1 protein-coding gene is annotated in these 357 nt (G+C 58.0%); it reads left to right on the top strand.

Features of this window, described 5'->3' with window-relative positions; all coding sequences use genetic code 11:
* The coding region (locus AB4Z32_RS27905; protein ID WP_442125040.1) for a hypothetical protein at nucleotides 1–357 on the top strand (357 nt) is incomplete at both ends.

Below are 357 nucleotides of genomic sequence, written 5' to 3'. Positions count from 1 at the left end.
GGCCCAACGCGATGGCCTGCTGAAGCAGGAAGATTTCGATCGCCAAAAAACGTTCTGGACCTCTGTTGATGACGCTGCACGCCAGGCGTTCCTATCAATCGGCGAAGGCGGCAAGTCGGTCGCCCAGCGGCTGCGCGACAGCTTCAAGAGCATTTTCTTCGACTGGCTGTATCAGATGACGGTCAAGAAGTGGATCATTAATATCGGCACGAGCCTGGGCGTTCCCGCTGGCGTCTTCGGCAGTACCGCAAATGCAGCCAACGTCATCCCTGGAGCCGATGGCGGCAGTGCGCTTGGCCAGATCGGCTCGATTGCTAGTATCGCCAACAGCGCGAAGAACCTGTACAGCCTGATCAC

This window comes from Massilia sp. 2TAF26 (genome assembly GCF_052115005.1).
Taxonomy (GTDB): domain Bacteria; phylum Pseudomonadota; class Gammaproteobacteria; order Burkholderiales; family Burkholderiaceae_D; genus Telluria.
Note: the sequence above shows the minus strand (reverse complement) of the source record. Positions and strands in the feature narration are given on the sequence as shown.